The following is a 14022-nucleotide window of genomic DNA, read 5'->3' on the forward strand; positions in this document are numbered from 1 at the left end:
TTTCATTACAAAAAAGAGAGGGTTACTTACCTCTCTTTTTTTATTTTAATTTAGATTTGACCTTATGAGAATAGTACTTGTTTTACTTTTTACTTTTTCGATTAGTATTGGCTTCTCTCAATCTAATTATAAAAAGTTTAAAAAATTATCATCTCCCAAAAAATGGTGGGTTATTTTTCATGCATTTAAAGCAAAAAAAGCCCTACAGATTTCTAACGAAGCCAATAAGGTTTCTGACAGTATTAGAAAAACAAATTTACTAGACAAAGATCATGCTGGTGGACAGGTTGATGCTTTTAGACATGCCTATTGGATGGCACGTTTGCGTCAAGAAATTGGTAAATCAGCTGCCAGATCACTTGGTAAAGCTCACGAAAAAGAAAACTATTTAATGTATAAAAAACGTAAGCTTGAAGAAGGCATCATTCCAGATGAAATTTCATCTGAGATGGATTTATTTAATAATGAAATAGGATTGACATTAACCATTAAAGGAGCTAAAACATCTAAAAAAGGACTTATTTATAAAGTAGCTAACGCCATTACAAAAGGTAAAATGAAGATCATTAAAAAAGATCTAAAGGGTAATTTTTTAACTTGTGATGGTAAAATAATTTCTCAAGATTCTTTAAAAGGAAAATGGAAAAATAATAAATGTTTAGTCTCTTCCAATTACAAACGGACTTAATGATATTTTACTTTTCTAAGTACTCTAACTACATCTTTATATTTTATATACGTAGTTTTATCTTCTAAGTTTTTAATATATTTTTTTGCTTTTTCTAGTTGTTCTTTTGCATCTAAAAAACCATTTAAATAACAAATTAAATAGTTATTAGGTAATCTATATACATCTTCATGTTCCGTTACTGATAAAGGAACATTGTTTTCAATATTGTTTATTATACTATTACTACTTTCATAAATATGATCTATAATAGTTTGGTCATACGTTGGAGGTTCAAATAGAAACTCTTTAATAATTTCTATTTTACCATTATTTTTAAAATGAATGATTGTCTTTTCTAAGGGATAACGAATTTCATTTTTCTCCAAACCTAGCATGATATATTCAATAATGATAAAAGAGTGTTTATTAATAATGATTTGAACTTCATCTAGTGCAGAATAAAATAAACGTACTTGTTCATTTATCAATTCTATATCTACTCTAGAATAGTATTCCTCATCTTTAACTTTTATTTTCTTACCTGCCCAGCACAACACAAACTGCTCTTTAAACACTTGATATTTTGGCCGATATTCTTCTTTGTGTTTATTTAAAAAATCGAAAACTCCATCTAGCATTAACTGAATATTATTACTTGAGTTTTTCTCTATACCTTCAACAATATCTTGATTACTATTACGATTGGGTATTTCAACCTCATCTAGCATAGGAATAGAATTACTACCTCTTCTATAAAAAACAGTACCTCTCGGATATTTCCAAGCAAACTTTGATAGATATGATATCTTTTCTTTAGGATGAATAGTTACTAAGCCAATAACTTTATATCTAGGTAAACCAGGAAAAGGAATATTTTCATACTGAATTTTCGGCGGGTGAATTAAATAAGCATTTACAAGGTTTTGAATCTTACTATCATCAAAAAAATCTACTCCAAGAATTTCATTATCTTCATCTCTAACCCCAACTAAAATATAAGAGTTATTATCAGGGTTAGAGTTTGATAATGCACAAATATGCTTTATGAATTTTGCTTTTCCTTCTTTACTTCCTAATGATAATTTTTGTTTTTTATCATAAAAACTATTTTCATCATTATGAGAAAGCAAATTTTTTATGAGTAGCCTTTTATTAATCATCTTAAGCTACTTTATGACCTCTACTTGCTTCATATAGAATGAACCAATCTTGTAGGTCTAAATCAATTTTTCTAGCCAAATTTGAGGTTTGTATCCGGTTTTTATTCGAAGTTCCAATAACAGGAATTACATTACTTGGATGCTTTAGAATCCATGCTAAGAGTAATTGATCATGAGTCGCATCATACTTTTTAGATAGTATTTGCAATACTTCTCTCACTCGCTCAGCTTGTTCTCCCTCTAAATTGAAAAAACCTCCTAAAGGGCTCCAACTCATCACTTTCATATCATTCTTCAACAAATAATCTAATGTTCCATGATCGATTGCTGAATTTTGGATCAATGAAAATTCCAACTGATTATAATTTAATGTAATTTTATCAGCTAGTAACTCCATTTGTGAAGCATTAAAATTTGAAACTCCGAAATCTAAAATTTTCCCTTCTGCTTGTAACTGTAGTATCGCTTCTGCAATTTCATCAGGTTCCATTAACGGACTTGGTCTATGTAGTAATAGTACATCTAAATAATCTGTCTTCAAATTCTTAAGCGACTCTTCTACACTCCAAATAATATACTCTTTTGAATAATTATAATGCTTAACTCTATTTTTAGTTCTTGTTTCCGTTATGTATTGGATTCCACATTTAGAAATTAATTGAATTTGTTCTCTTTCTACACCACTTTTTACAAAAGCTTCTCCAAACTCTGCTTCGGTAGTATATCCACCGTAAATATCTGCATGATCAAAAGTTGTATTTCCTTCTTCAATACAAAAGTGTATTAAGTCTGTCATTTCTTGGGTAGAATAGTTTTTTCCCCATACTCCCCAATTCATACACCCTATTATAATATCTGATAATTTAGTTTTCATCTTTGTTTAAAATTGTAGCACTGGCCTGTGCTGTTGGATATACCACAAGATCTTCAATATTTACATGGTATGGACGACTTACCACAAAATATATAATATCTGCAATATCTTCAGCCTGAAGTGCTTTATAACCTTGATATACTTTTTCTGCTCTCTCTGTATCTCCTTTAAATCGTACTTCTGAGAATTCTGTTGCTACTAATCCTGGATGGACTCCGCTTACTCGTATATTGTGTTTATTTAAATCTAATCGCATAGCTTTATTTAAAGCGTTTACCGCAAATTTAGAAGCACAATATACATTTCCGTTTGGATACACTTCTTTTCCAGCTATAGAGCCTATATTCACAATAAAACCTGAGCTTTTAGCTATCATGATAGGTAAAATTGCTTTTGAAACATATAGCAAACCTTTTACATTTCCATCAATCATAGCATCCCAATCTTCCAAACTTCCTTCTTGGATGGAATGTAATCCATGTGCATTTCCTGCATTATTAATTAAAACGTCTATATCTTTAAAATTCTCTGGAATACTATCTATAGCTTTAAAAACCTCTTCTTTAAAACGTACATCAAACTGTAATGTATGTACGGCTGTCTGCTTAGATAACTTACTCTTAAGCTTTGTTAACTTTTCTTCACGACGGCCACATAATATCAAATTAAATTTATTCTTAGCAAATAGATGAGCACATGCTTCACCGATACCCGAAGTAGCACCAGTAATAAAAACTGTAGGCATAAATTATAATGTTTTTATAAAGGTAAAATATTTAATGTAAATCTTATGTTATAAAATAAAGAAAACCGCCCTAGCGGGCGGCTTCTCTAATTGGTTATAGAAATAACCAACCAAAAATCAACTAACCAAACTTTATTTTAATACTTTTCTTGTAATTTCTTTTCTTTTAACTTTAGTACGAATTCTATCTGCATTCCTTACTGGTTTTGTAGAAGTTTTATTTTTTCCTCCTTTTAGAATTTGTACGTATCCTCTACCTGTAAATTCGTACTTTGTTTTTGTACTCAAATGGAACAACTCTATCTGTCCATCATTTAGAACGCTTAACTCAAACTCCTCAGTATCACCGTTATCATAATTTAGTGTTAAAAACTTAAGATTATCAAAACCTGTAATATTATCTATGGTATACCCTCCTACAAAGTCCCACTGAATCAAATCAATATCTGTGCCAAATGAATCATGAGAAGAATAAAATGTTGTTATATTTTCTGGCGTAAATTGTAAAAAATGTTCATCATCAAACGGATTAGCTACTCCATCTCTTGTTCCTGTTCTTTCCCAAGCTATATACTCTTGCAAGAAGAATTCAATATTATCATAAAACAATCTATCATAATCAAAATCATTAGCTTGATAACCTACTAAATAATAGCTTACATTTCTTCTTAAATCGTCTAATCTAATTTCATTATTACTAAGTTCAATTACTTCAAAACTGTAATCACCGTCCCTAGTATGAAAGGTTTCTATAACACCATCATCAAAAGTTCTATAACTTCCAACTCGTATTCCTAAACCATCTCCTGTTCTACCTATATCTACAATATTGTTATTAGCATACATACTTCCATTTAAAAATGACACTGTAAATGCTTTTGATAAAAATGGGATATCTGCTGTTCCTTGGGTTCTATGAATATCTACATACCATAAATCATAACCTGAAACTATTTCTTCTGTAGGAATAAAATTCGCTGCTGGTAATTCATTATTAGCTACTACACAAGAACTCAGTGTTGTTATTGAAACTAGTATTCCTAAAAGTAATTTTATCGTTTTCATATAATATCTGTTTTGGTTACGATAAATAGATTTCAAAATGCGTGCCAAAAAAAATGAACCACTAAAAAGTGATTCATTTCTACTATCTATTTTTATTACTATTTATTCAATTTTCGTAACCTTCTCAATTTTATAATACATCGTTTGCTCTCCTTCTTTATAACTTATCGCAACTTCACCTCCTTCTAATCTAAAAGGGATTTTTTCTTTTGGTACTTTCGGTTTATTTCCAAATTCTTTTAGAGGATCGCTATCTAAAATAACATCAGAAAAGGTTTGTTGAGAAAATGATGCCAAGATCTTCTTACTTTCACTAGATTCATCGTAAGCTACTTCAGCAGTTTCATCTAAATAATACATCTTCTCAAAAGTAATCTCTTTATCAGAGGTATATTCAATTTCAATAATTCTTTCACCATTATCACTTGTTGTAAACGCAGAGATAATAGTAAAAGGTGGATTGCTTTCAAATTTAAAACTAGCACAGCTCATAACTATAAAACTTAATACTAAAAATAGTACTGCTTTAATTACTTTCATTGTATTCTTTTTAATTAGATTTTCAAGTATTATACCAATGTACAAATTTATAGTAAACTTTTTCATAGTTTTAACCTCATGGTAAGTTTAAGTTATTGGGAAATTAAAGAATGGTTTAGCAATATTGATTATACTATTATTGGTAGCGGTATTGTGGGATTAAATTGTGCTTTACAATTAAGAAATCGCTTCCCAAAAGCTAAAATAGTTATTCTAGAAAAAGGTATTCTCCCTCAAGGGGCTAGTACAAAAAATGCGGGTTTTGCTTGTTTCGGAAGTATTTCTGAACTCGTGAAAGATTTGCAAAATCATTCTGAAGAAGAAGTAGTTCACCTAGTGAAAAAAAGATGGAAAGGACTGCAATTACTTCGACAAAACTTAGGTGATTCCAATATTGATTTTCAAGCAAACAAAGGGTTTGAATTATTTAACAACGCTGAACTGTATGAAGTCTGTTTAGCCCAAAAACAATATATAAATTCCTTATTAACTCCTATTTTTAAAGCTCCTGTTTTTTCTGAACATCAAAATAGTTTTAACTTTCAAAATATTGAAGAGAACTATATTGTCAATCAATTTGAAGGCCAAATTGATACTGGGAAAATGATGCAACAGCTTGTTAAAAAAGTGCAAGCAGCAGGTATAAAAATTATCAATAACATTACTGTACACCAAATAGAAGAGCTTACTAATTCCGTTTCAGTTACAACTGATCTAATTGAATTCAAAGCCCGAAAAGTATGTATTGCTACTAATGGTTTTTCAAAAGATTTGATAGAAGAAAATGTTGTTCCTGCAAGAGCACAAGTATTAATCACTAAGCCGATTAGAAACCTTCATATTAAAGGAACTTTTCATTTAGATGAAGGATATTATTATTTCAGAAATATTGATGACCGTATTTTATTAGGAGGTGGTAGAAATTTGGATTTTAAAACTGAAGAAACGACATCTTTTGAGCTAACAGATCTTGTACAATCTAAATTAGAAGAATTATTAAAAACTACTATTTTACCTAACACTACCGTTGAGATAGCGTATAGATGGAGTGGAATTATGGGAGTAGGCAATCAGAAAAAAAGCATCGTTAAAAGGATTTCCGAAAATGTATATTGTGGAGTTAGATTAGGTGGAATGGGAGTAGCCATTGGCAGTTTAGTCGGTAAGGAATTAGCTGATTTAATATGAACATAAAAGAGGAATTATTTAAAGAATGTCTTTTGTATGTTGAAAAAAGACGAAAGACTATTGAGGATATTATAACTTCCAATAAAAAAGCACTGTTATCAGAAACTAAAAGTTCTGCTGGAGACAAACACGAAACTGGAAGAGCAATGCTTCAATTAGAAATGGAAAAAGCCGGTCAACAGATTCAAAATGTTGAAAAAATGAGTGAAACATTACATAAAATGGATATTTCTAAACCCTCAGATTTTGCTCGTATTGGAAGTATTATTTACACAGAAAAAGCAAACTATTTTTTAGCCATTAGCATAGGACAAATAGTAGTTGATCAAACCTCTTATTTTGTTATTTCAAGTGCTTCTCCTATAGGAAAACTATTACTAGGAAAACGAAAAGGAGATCGTATTAATTTTAATGGAAATTCAATTAAAATCAGCTCAATTCAGTAATATTCAAGTATACTTTAGTATCTAACAGAATAGAATTTGTATGGCTTAAAAAATAGCTTTCATTCTCTAATTCAACCTCTATTAACCAATAAAAACCTTTAAAATAGTTATTTCTAACTATAGCTTCTATTTCGGAATTTTCAACAATTTGTATTTGATGAGGATATACTAATCTTTTATTTCCATCTAGGATCAGTTCATTTACATCATCAAAAAGAGATGCTACGTATTTATGTGTAAGTTCTTTATATATCTCGATTGGATTTCCCTGTGAAAGAATTGTATGATCTTTAATTACAATTAATTGATCTGAAAAAGATAGCGCATCACTTCCATCATGAGTAGCCACAATACAAGCTATGTTTTTTTCTTTTAAATAATGGAATAACTTTCTTCTTAAAGAATTCTTTTTAAAGTTATCTATCTGACTAAACGGTTCATCTAGCAATAATAGTTCTGGTTCTCTAGCTAATGATTTTGCTATGGCAACTCGTTGTTGTTGACCTCCACTTAAATTTTTCACTTTACTATTTGCGTACTCCTTCATTTCTATCACTTCCAATAACTCTTCTGTTCTTCGTTGAGCCTCTTCAGGAAAAAAACGCGACAGATATTTAGAAATATTTTCAGCAACCGTAATAAATGGCATCAGGTCAAAATCTTGAGGTACATATTTAAAAAAATCCATACCTGGCACTAAATGAAACGCTGGTCCCAAAACCTGTTGATCTTTCCAAAAAATATCACCTTTGTTAAGATCTAATAGCCCATAGATAATTTTCAGTAACGTAGATTTTCCGCATCCACTTTCTCCCATAATACTTAAATGTTCTCCAGGTGATAATGAAAAACTAATATTCTTGAGGGTTTGCTTATTATCAGGGTAAGAAAAAGAGATATTATTTACTACTAGCATGAAACAAAAATAAACAAAGCAATACTTATTACTGTATAGGTTTCATCATATATTATTTCATAAAGATTAAAAAAAATGCAATCAATAGAAAGATTATCGTCTTTATAAGTAAGAAGCGACTCAAAAGCTCGTAAATGAATCAACAAACTGAAAATAATAAAAAGTTAAAAGCATTTTTTAATACGGAATATAACGCTCTTACATCTTATGTAAAAGTTAGGATTCGAGAAAGTATTGATCAGAATGCAGAAGATATTATTCAGGATGTTGCACTTAAATTATTTTCTGGAGCTAACGGATATTCCCCTATTAATAATGTAGCCAGTTTTGTATATCGATCATTAAAAAATAAGATCATTGACCTTAGAAGAAAAAAGAAATACAGTAACTACACTATTGATGAAATACATCATAAAAATCTTAAAGAAGTTGTAGAAGAAAACTTAGATGACATCTTATACTCAAAAAAACTAGAAGAACAGCTTAAGCAAAGCATTTTAAATCTAAAGCAAGTATATAGGGATGTAATTATCGCTATTGATTTACAAGGATACACTTATAAAGAGTTATCCGAAAGCACAGGAATATCTAAAGGAACTCTGATGTCTAGAAGGCATAGAGCCTTAGGAATACTATTAAAGAACTTAAAAAATAACAAAATAAAAAATTAAACAAATGGAGCATTATTTTAAAAAACAACACAGAGAAGAAGGTGCCGCTGGTGTATTTATCGCAAAAATTATACTCGGTATTATTATGGTAATTGGTTTAGCTATTCTTTTTGGATTTATCATCATGTGGTTATGGAATAGTTTAATGCCTGAAATTTTCGGATTACCAGAAGTTGGTTATTGGCAAGCTGTAGGCTTATTTATTTTATCAAAAATTTTATTCACCTCCGGAGGAAATGGACATAAAAACCACCCCAAAAAACCTTCTAAAAGTAAGATAAAGCACAAATTAAGATCTTTCTGTGATAAAAACCATATTAAGGAATGGGATTATTACGAGCAATTTTGGCAAGAAGAAGGAAGCGAAGCTTTTGAGAAATACATTGAAAGGATTAACCATGAAAAAAACAACGAAACTACTGAACATTAATAGATAAACGTTATGAAACTATTCATCTTTAAAACAGATATTGATACCCCAGCAAAAGTAGATTCTATCAATTCCATATTCAATAACAATAATAATATTATTGATGTAAGTATCGATTTAGAAGATATAGATAATGTATTAAGAATTGAAGCTGAAGATACGGTAAGTAAAACTTATTTAACTCATCAAGTAATAAACAAAGGTTTTAACTGTGAAGAGTTAGCTGATTAATAAAAAAGCCGACATAAATTATGTCGGCTTACAAAATAATATCTCTGTATTGTTTTTACCAAATTCTAACTCTTTCTTCTGGCTTTAAATACATTTTATCTCCTTCTTTAATGTCAAACGCTTCATAAAAAGCATCTACATTTTTTAATGGCATATAAGCTCTAAATTTTCCAGGAGAATGCGGATCAGTTTTTATTTGATTTTTAATTGCTTCTGGACGCGCCTTTGTTCTCCAGATTGTTCCCCATGAAAGGAAGAAACGTTGTTCTGGTGTGAATCCATCAATTTTTTCTGGACGACCATTTTTTGCTAAGAAAACTTGTAACCCTTCATATGCAGAATTTACACCTCCTAAATCACCTATATTTTCTCCTAATGTAAATGTTCCATTAACATGTACACTATCTATTGCAATTAATGCATCAAATTGCCCGATTAAAGCTTTACCTTCTTCAGCAAACTTCTTTGAGTCTTCCTCAGTCCACCAGTTATTTAAATTTCCATCAGCATCAAAACGAGCACCAGAATCATCAAAACAGTGAGAAATTTCATGACCAATTACAGCTCCAATACCACCATAATTTACTGCCTCATCTGCTTGATAATTATAAAATGGTGGTTGTAAAATAGCTGCTGGGAATACGATTTCATTATTTACAGGGTTAAAATAAGCGTTCACTGTTTGAGGAGACATTCCCCACTCAGTTCTATCTACAGGCTTCCCTATCTTAGCGATATCCTCTTCATAATTCCATTTTGTAACATTAATAGCATTTTCAAAGTAACTACCTCCTTCTTTTATTCCTTTTACTTGTAATGCTGTATAGTCTTTCCATTTATCAGGATACGCAATTTTAACCGTTAATCTATTCAGTTTTTCTAATGCTTTTTTCTTAGTAGAATCACTCATCCACGTTAAACCATTAATACGCTTTTCGAAACCTAAAAGTACATTATCAATCATTTCTTTAGCTTTCTGTTTTGCTTCTGGCGGGAATTTTTTATCTACATATAATTTCCCAATTGCCTCACCTATTGAACCATTTACTGAAGCTAAAGCTCTTTCATTACGTGGCCTTTGCTTTTTAGCTCCTCTTAAATCTCTACTATAAAATTCCCAATTCGCTTTTTCTAAATCAGTACTTAATAATCTTGCTGCTCCGTTAATAGCATTCCAACGTAACAATGTTTTAATATCTTCTATAGAACGTTGAGTAAAAATATCATTCATTGCTTTAAAGTAATTTGGATCAGTAACAATTACTTTATCAATATTTTCGATACCAATTCCTTTTAAATGCGCATTCCAATCAACTACTGGAACTAAAGTTTGTAATTCTTCAACCGACATTGGGTTATACATCTTTCTTGCATCTCTCCTATCCTCTTTAGTCATCATCGGCTTTGCTAAACTACTTTCAAGGCTTACAACGGTAGCAGCATTTTTAGCTGCAGTAGCTTCATCATCACCAAGTTTTCCAAACATTTTAGCTACAAAACCTTCGTATTTTTTTAGTTTTCCTTTGGTATCATCATCTTCATCTACATAATAATCACGAGATAATCCTAATTGTGCTGCACCTAAATATCCAGCATTCATATTACTATTCTTCAAATCATTAAAAACACCTATACCATAAAAAGCTCCTCCTCCATAAGGTGCCATTTGAGTAATGTAGTTTTGTACATCTTTCTTTGTTTTTATCTCGTTAATTTTAGCTAAATAAGGTTTCAAAGGAGCAATTCCTTGCTGATTACGAGCTACTGTATCCATAATACTCTCGTAATAATTTACTGCCTTTTCTTGATCGCTGTCAATCTCGTTTCCTTGTCCATCTTTTATTTTTGGAAAGTTTCCTTCTTTGATAGCATCCCCTAAAATAGCTAATACATCTGCATCAGTTTTTTTACGTAACTCACCAAAACCTCCCCAAGAAGTTCTATCCGCTGGTATTTCTGTTTTATCAAACCAACTTCCGTTTACATATCTAAAGAAATCATCAGAAGGCTTTACAGAAGTATCCATATTTTCTAATACAATCCCTGGAATCTTTTCTACAGCATCAGTCTTAGATTCCGTTTTACAGCTAACTATTGCTAAAGAAGCCAATGCTGCGGTAAATACTACTTTTTTAAGATTTTTCATCTTTTATTAATTTGATTACAGTTTAATTTTTTCTTGTGTTGGGTTTGGTAACTTATCAAATCCCATGTTAAACAATGTAAAACCGAAGATATCGGCAAATTGTTCTATTGTTTTGGCAACTGGTGTTCCAGCACCATGACCTGCATTAGTTTCAATTCTAATTAATACAGGATTAGTTCCTTTATGTTTATCTTGTAATTCCGCAGCAAATTTAAAGCTATGCGCTGGTACAACTCTATCATCATGATCTCCGGTAGTCACCATAGCTGCAGGATAAGATACTCCCTCTTTAACATTATGTACTGGTGAATATCCTTTTAAATACTCAAACATTTCTTTAGTATCCTCAGCAGTACCATAGTCATAAGCCCAACCTGCTCCAGCAGTAAATGTATGATAACGTAACATATCTAGCACTCCAACAGCTGGTAATGCTACCTTCATTAAATCTGGACGTTGTGTCATTGTAGCCCCCACTAAAAGTCCTCCGTTAGAACCTCCTCTGATAGCTAAGTAATCTGAAGAAGTATATTTTTCAGCAATTAAATATTCAGCTGCAGCAATAAAATCGTCAAAAACATTTTGCTTTTGCATTTTTGTTCCTGCCACATGCCATTTTTTACCATACTCTCCCCCTCCTCTTAAATTTGGAACTGCATAAACTCCTCCTTGTTCCATCCAAACAGCATTAGCTACATTAAAACTCGGAGTTAAGCTGATATTGAAACCTCCATAACCATATAAAATAGTTGGATTTTTACCATTTAATTCAATTCCTTTCTTATATGTAATAATCATAGGAACTTTAGTTCCATCTTTAGATGTATAAAAAACTTGCTTACTTTCATAATCATTAGGATTAAACGCTATGTTCGGCTCCCAATACTTTTTATAAGTTCCATCCTCTGTGTTAAGCTTAAAAGAAGATCCTGGTGTTTTATAGTTTGTAAAAGAAAAGTATAAATCTTTAGCCTCTTTCTTTCCTCTAAATCCTCCTGCAGAACCTACCCCAGGAAGTTTAATTTCACGTATTAATTTTCCATTATAATCATATTGTAAAACTTTAGATACAGCATCAACCATGTATTCCGTAAAAAAATAACCCCCTCCTATAGAAGGCCTTAATACATTCTCTGTTTCAGCTATAAAGTCTTTCCAATTTTCTGGTGACGGATTAGAAACATCTGTAGTAACAATTTTTTGATTAGGTGCATTTAAGTTTGTTACTAAATACAATTTAGACCCCTGATTGTCTATTACGTAAGTATCACTATCAAAATTATCAGAAATAGTTACCAATTCACTATTGGGTTTAGATAAGTCCTTTATAAATAACTTATTTCCTGATGTTGAAGTTGAAGCAGTAATAACTAAATAGTTGTCATCTTCAGTAACACTTCCACTAACATATCTGTGCTTTTCTTCTTTTTTACCACCAAAAATTACCTGATCGGTTTTCTGAGCTGTACCAAGTTTGTGGTAATATAATTTATGCTGATCTGTTTTTGCGGAAAGTTCACTTCCTTTAGGCTTATCATAACTCGAATAATAAAAACCTTCATTACCCTTCCAAGAAATTCCCGAAAACTTAACATCTACTAAAGTATCTTCTTTTATTTCTTTGGATTTTACATCCATTATAATGATCTTTCTCCAATCACTACCTCCTTCAGAAATTGCATAAGCTACAGTATTTCCATCTTTAGAAAAACTTACGGTACTTAAAGAAGTAGTACCATCTTCGGCAAAACCATTCGGATCTAAGAAAACTTCCTCGTCTCCTTCTCCCTTTTTTCTGTACAATACATAATGATTTTGTAAACCATCATTTTTATAAAAGTAAGTATAATCTCCTTCTTCAAAAGGAACACTTACTTTTTCAAAGTTCCATAATTCAGACAATCTATTTTTTAACTGTTCTCTATACGGTATTTTACTTAAGTAGTCAAATGTTACTTGGTTTTCAGATTTAACCCATGCTTCTGTTTCTGCACTTCTATCATCTTCTAACCATCTATAATTATCTGTAACCTTTGCACCAAAATACTCATCTATAACAGGTTTTTTTTCTGTTTTGGGGTATTCCACTGTAATACTATTGTTTGGTTTTTCAGTTTTGCAAGCTATAAAGAATATAGCAAACAATACTAATGATATGATTTGTTTCATTGTTTAGTTGGATTTAGTAGTCTCAAAATTAGACGAAAAAAACAATGACTGTTACAATTTAAGAGCTTTTTAACATAAATGTTCCTAAATTGTAATTTTTACTTACTTTTTCGTCTAACCAAATAATCACAAACAAGACACATGACAGAATTATTATCAAAAGACGCTTTTTTAGAAAAAGTCTTTAACTATGAAAAAAATAAAGAATGGAATTTTTCAGGAGACATTCCTGCTATTATTGACTTTTATGCAGATTGGTGCGGACCTTGTAAAATGCTTGCTCCAGTTTTAGAACAATTAAGCGAAGAATATAAAGATAAAATAAAAATTTATAAAGTAGACACCGAAGCTGAACAAGAATTATCTGCAATTTTTGGTATTAGAAGTATTCCTTCTATGCTCTTTTGCCCTATAGGTGAAGATCCTCAAATGGCTAATGGAGCACTTCCAAAACCACAAATAGAAAAAATTATTCAAGATGTGTTAAAAGTCTCAAAATAACACCTTTTTACATCAAGAATTATCCCTTAATCTCATTTTTTTTGTCGTTAAAATACCAAATACACAAAAAATCAAACCATTTATACAAAAAATAAATTTAAACTTACTTAAACTATGTATATTTGCAGCGTACTTTTATGTATTCAACATTTACACAATCATAAATCGTAATATTGGGGATTATTCGAATTATGGAATCAAAAGCAACGTTTCTCAGACGTTGCTTTTTTATTTTTTTAAATGTTCTATTTTTATCTCATTTTTTTTTCA

The 14022-nt window shown here is 30.7% G+C and carries 15 protein-coding genes; 7 read left to right on the forward strand and 8 right to left on the reverse strand.

Features of this window, described 5'->3' with window-relative positions:
- The first annotated feature begins 64 nt into the window (after nt 1-64).
- Entirely contained in the window at nt 65-688 is a 624-nt protein-coding gene (locus tag BVC87_RS01205) for a DUF6973 domain-containing protein (RefSeq protein WP_075340511.1), read from the forward strand.
- Here the strand turns inward: BVC87_RS01205 and BVC87_RS01210 are convergent.
- The 5 genes from BVC87_RS01210 to BVC87_RS01230 all read right to left on the reverse strand — a co-directional run bounded on the left by BVC87_RS01210 (nt 685) and on the right by BVC87_RS01230 (nt 5054).
- Nucleotides 685-1830: an ATP-binding protein gene (locus tag BVC87_RS01210; RefSeq protein ID WP_075340512.1), complete on the reverse strand. Its 1146-nt coding sequence runs from the start codon at nt 1828-1830 to the stop codon at nt 685-687. The genes BVC87_RS01205 and BVC87_RS01210 overlap by 4 nt on opposite strands.
- Before the next feature lies 1 nt (nt 1831).
- The gene (locus tag BVC87_RS01215; protein ID WP_075340513.1) at nt 1832-2704 is read right to left on the reverse strand and encodes an aldo/keto reductase; all 873 of its coding nucleotides are present in this window, start codon (nt 2702-2704) and stop codon (nt 1832-1834) included.
- Complete coding sequence (locus BVC87_RS01220; protein WP_075340514.1) at nt 2694-3449, reverse strand: SDR family NAD(P)-dependent oxidoreductase; 756 nt, start codon at nt 3447-3449, stop codon at nt 2694-2696. Before BVC87_RS01220 ends, BVC87_RS01215 begins: the two co-directional genes overlap by 11 nt.
- Nucleotides 3450-3581: 132 nt before the next feature.
- Nucleotides 3582-4514, reverse strand: coding sequence for a hypothetical protein (locus tag BVC87_RS01225; protein WP_075340515.1), 933 nt, complete (start codon nt 4512-4514; stop codon nt 3582-3584).
- Nucleotides 4515-4616: 102 nt separating this feature from the next.
- On the reverse strand, nt 4617-5054 hold the full coding sequence (locus tag BVC87_RS01230; protein ID WP_143569685.1) for a hypothetical protein: 438 nt from the start codon (nt 5052-5054) through the stop codon (nt 4617-4619).
- 78 nt (nt 5055-5132) lie between these two features.
- On the opposite strand from BVC87_RS01230, the gene BVC87_RS01235 reads away from it, so the two are divergent.
- Nucleotides 5133-6242 carry an NAD(P)/FAD-dependent oxidoreductase gene (locus tag BVC87_RS01235; RefSeq protein ID WP_075340517.1) on the forward strand — a complete coding sequence of 370 codons (1110 nt, stop codon included), beginning with the start codon at nt 5133-5135 and terminating at the stop codon, nt 6240-6242.
- Nucleotides 6239-6688, forward strand: coding sequence for a GreA/GreB family elongation factor (locus tag BVC87_RS01240; protein ID WP_075340518.1), 450 nt, complete (start codon nt 6239-6241; stop codon nt 6686-6688). Before BVC87_RS01235 ends, BVC87_RS01240 begins: the two co-directional genes overlap by 4 nt.
- Here the strand turns inward: BVC87_RS01240 and BVC87_RS01245 are convergent.
- Nucleotides 6672-7604, reverse strand: a complete 933-nt coding sequence (locus BVC87_RS01245) for an ABC transporter ATP-binding protein (protein ID WP_075340519.1) — start codon at nt 7602-7604, stop codon at nt 6672-6674. The two genes, BVC87_RS01240 and BVC87_RS01245, sit on opposite strands and share 17 nt — an antisense overlap.
- A gap of 134 nt (nt 7605-7738) precedes the next feature.
- On the opposite strand from BVC87_RS01245, the gene BVC87_RS01250 reads away from it, so the two are divergent.
- Genes BVC87_RS01250 through BVC87_RS01260 form a run of 3 tightly spaced genes read left to right on the forward strand, consistent with a single transcriptional unit; the run spans nt 7739 to nt 8936 of the window.
- Nucleotides 7739-8275, forward strand: coding sequence for an RNA polymerase sigma factor (locus tag BVC87_RS01250; RefSeq protein ID WP_075340520.1), 537 nt, complete (start codon nt 7739-7741; stop codon nt 8273-8275).
- Nucleotides 8276-8279: 4 nt separating this feature from the next.
- Nucleotides 8280-8705 (forward strand): hypothetical protein, encoded by a 426-nt coding sequence (locus BVC87_RS01255; RefSeq protein WP_075340521.1) that lies wholly within the window; start codon nt 8280-8282, stop codon nt 8703-8705.
- A gap of 12 nt (nt 8706-8717) precedes the next feature.
- Nucleotides 8718-8936: a hypothetical protein gene (locus BVC87_RS01260; protein WP_075340522.1), complete on the forward strand. Its 219-nt coding sequence runs from the start codon at nt 8718-8720 to the stop codon at nt 8934-8936.
- A 55-nt stretch (nt 8937-8991) separates the two neighbouring features.
- On the opposite strand, the gene BVC87_RS01265 is transcribed toward BVC87_RS01260, so the two are convergent.
- Together BVC87_RS01265 and BVC87_RS01270 are read right to left on the reverse strand one after the other, a co-directional pair.
- Nucleotides 8992-11082, reverse strand: a complete 2091-nt coding sequence (locus BVC87_RS01265) for a M13 family metallopeptidase (RefSeq protein ID WP_075340523.1) — start codon at nt 11080-11082, stop codon at nt 8992-8994.
- 15 nt (nt 11083-11097) lie between these two features.
- Nucleotides 11098-13251, reverse strand: coding sequence for a prolyl oligopeptidase family serine peptidase (locus BVC87_RS01270; protein WP_075340524.1), 2154 nt, complete (start codon nt 13249-13251; stop codon nt 11098-11100).
- A gap of 141 nt (nt 13252-13392) precedes the next feature.
- Here BVC87_RS01270 and trxA point away from each other — a divergent pair, with 141 nt between their 5' ends.
- The gene (gene trxA, locus BVC87_RS01275; RefSeq protein ID WP_075340525.1) at nt 13393-13752 is read left to right on the forward strand and encodes a thioredoxin; all 360 of its coding nucleotides are present in this window, start codon (nt 13393-13395) and stop codon (nt 13750-13752) included.
- Nucleotides 13753-14022 lie beyond the last annotated feature (270 nt).

It is taken from the genome of Tenacibaculum agarivorans (assembly GCF_001936575.1).
Taxonomy (GTDB): Bacteria; Bacteroidota; Bacteroidia; order Flavobacteriales; family Flavobacteriaceae; genus Polaribacter; species Polaribacter agarivorans.